Origin of the sequence: Frankia sp. AiPs1 (assembly GCF_023716945.1) — a bacterium.
GTDB lineage: Bacteria > Actinomycetota > Actinomycetes > Frankiales > Frankiaceae > Frankia.
Genome location: NZ_JAMQQF010000786.1, coordinates 1 through 2,082, shown reverse-complemented (window position 1 = coordinate 2,082; position 2,082 = coordinate 1). Strand labels below are relative to the sequence as shown.

The following is a 2,082-nucleotide window of genomic DNA, read 5'->3' as shown; positions in this document are numbered from 1 at the left end:
ACGCGGCGCTCACCGTCGCCGTGACCCGCCCGGGATCCGGCACGGCGGCGGCGGCGCGCGCGGTGGCCGCCCGGACCGCCGGGACGGTGGCCACCGACACCCATCAGCTGCACGGCGCGATCGGCATCACCCAGGAGTACCCGCTGCACCTGGTGACCCGCCGGCTGTGGTCGTGGCGCGACGACGAGGGCACCCAGCGGCGCTGGGAGCGCCTCCTCGGCGACGAGGTGGTCCGCACCGGTTCGGACGAACCGCTGTGGTCACTGGTCACCGGCGCGTCCGCCTGACGAACTCGACGGCTTGACTGGCTCGAAGGAGAGTGGGAATGGCACAGCAGGTACCCCTGGCCGAGAATCTTTTCACCTGGCCGGCGGAGGAACCCGCCCTGATCGGCGGCCGGTCGTCGGACGGCAAGGTCGTCTTCCCGTACCGCAGCCACAAGCTGGTCGGCGGCGTCAACGAGGAGCTGGAGCGGGTGGAGCTGCCGCGCCGCGGCACCCTGTGGACGTTCACCGGCCAGCGGTTCCGCCCGCCGTCCCCGCCGTACGCCGGTGACGACACGCCGAAGACGTTCGAGCCGTTCGCGGTCGGCTACGTCGAGCTGCCCGGCGCGCTGCGGGTCGAGGCCCGGCTCACCGAGGCCGACCCCGACAAGCTGCACATCGGCCAGGAGATGGAGCTGCGCATCGTCCCGTTCGGCACCGACGCCGACGGCAACCAGACCATGATCTACGCGTTCGCCCCGGTCGGGGCCGAGGAGGGACACGGCGATGGCTCCGAGTGACGTTGCGATCATCGGCACGGGCCTGCACCCGTTCGGGCGTTACCCCGGCAAGTCGGCGTTGGAGATGGGCGAGGACGCCGTCATCGAGGCCCTCGCCGACGCCGGCGTCGAGTGGTCGGCCATCCAGGCGCTCTACGCCGGCAGCATGGAGGTCAAGAACCCCGAGGCGATCGTCGGGCTGCTCGGCCTGACCGGCGTGCCGGGCCGCGCGGTGTTCACCGGCTGCGCGACCGGCGCGACGTCGCTGGCGATGGCGGCGAACGCCATCCGCCTCGGCGACGCCGACATCGCGATCGCGATCGGCCTGGACAAGCATCCCCGCGGCGCGTTCTCCGACCACCCGTCGGTGTCCGGCCTGCCCGGCTGGTACGGCGAGGCCGGCCTGTTCCTCACCACGCACTTCTTCGGCATGAAGATCAACCGTTACATGCACGACTTCGGCATCACCCCGGTGACGCTGGCCCGGACGGCGGCGAAGGCGTTCCGCAACGGCGCGGCGAACCCGCGGGCCTGGCGGCGCACCCCGATGACCGAGGAGCAGATCCTCGAGTCGCAGTACCTGAACTACCCGCTGACCCAGTACATGTACTGCTCGCCGGACGAGGGCGCCGCCGCGGTGGTGCTCGCCCGCGCGGACCTGGCGTCGAAGTACACCGACAAGCCGATCTACCTGCGCGCGAGCACCCTGTTCTCCCGCCGCGAGGGCGCCTTCGAGCTGCTCAGCCCGTCGCTGCCGCTCGAGACCGCCCCGAGCCCCACCGTGTTCGCCTCGCAGGCCGCCTACGAGCAGGCCGGTATCGGTCCCGAGGACGTCGACGTCGCCCAGCTCCAGGACACCGACGCCGGCTCCGAGGTCATCCACCTGGCCGAGAACGGCTTCTGCAAGGACGGCGAGCAGGAGACGCTGCTCGCCGAGGGCGCCACCGAGATCGGCGGGAAGCTGCCGGTCAACACCGACGGCGGCCTGCTCGCCAACGGTGAGCCGGTCGGCGCCTCCGGGCTGCGCCAGATCCACGAGTTGGTCACCCAGCTTCGCGGTCGCGCCGGGGACCGCCAGGTCGCCGGCACCCCGCGGGTCGGCTACGCCCACCTCTACGGCGCCCCCGGCACCGCCGCCGTCACCATCCTGTCCACCTGAGTTGACCTGTCCACCTGAGCTGACTGATTCGACATCGAGGGTGCTGGCGTGAGTGTCGAGAGCGGGAAGCTGGCGGAACTCGTCGAGCCGGGCAGCCGGGTGGCACTCGCCGACGGGATCGGCGCGCCGCGCGCGGTGTCCGGCGAGCTCGCCGCCGCGG

General features: G+C 72.1%; 3 protein-coding genes. All 3 read left to right on the top strand.

Annotated elements, in window-relative coordinates:
- The coding region (locus tag ND748_RS30645) for an acyl-CoA dehydrogenase family protein (RefSeq protein WP_374216081.1) at window positions 1-287 on the top strand (287 nt) is incomplete at its 5' end.
- 38 nt (window positions 288-325) lie between these two features.
- Window positions 326-784 (top strand): Zn-ribbon domain-containing OB-fold protein, encoded by a 459-nt coding sequence (locus ND748_RS30640; protein ID WP_251749774.1) that lies wholly within the window; start codon window positions 326-328, stop codon window positions 782-784.
- On the top strand, window positions 771-1,922 hold the full coding sequence (locus ND748_RS30635; protein WP_251749772.1) for a thiolase family protein: 1,152 nt from the start codon (window positions 771-773) through the stop codon (window positions 1,920-1,922). Before ND748_RS30640 ends, ND748_RS30635 begins: the two co-directional genes overlap by 14 nt.
- The last annotated feature ends 160 nt before the right edge of the window (window positions 1,923-2,082 follow it).

Excerpts from the sequence above, each read along its gene's own strand:
- ND748_RS30640 (WP_251749774.1), top strand. The coding sequence starts at position 326 with ATGGCACAGCAGGTACCCCTGGCCGAGAATCTTTTCACCTGGCCGGCG.
- ND748_RS30635 (WP_251749772.1), top strand. The coding sequence starts at position 771 with ATGGCTCCGAGTGACGTTGCGATCATCGGCACGGGCCTGCACCCGTTC.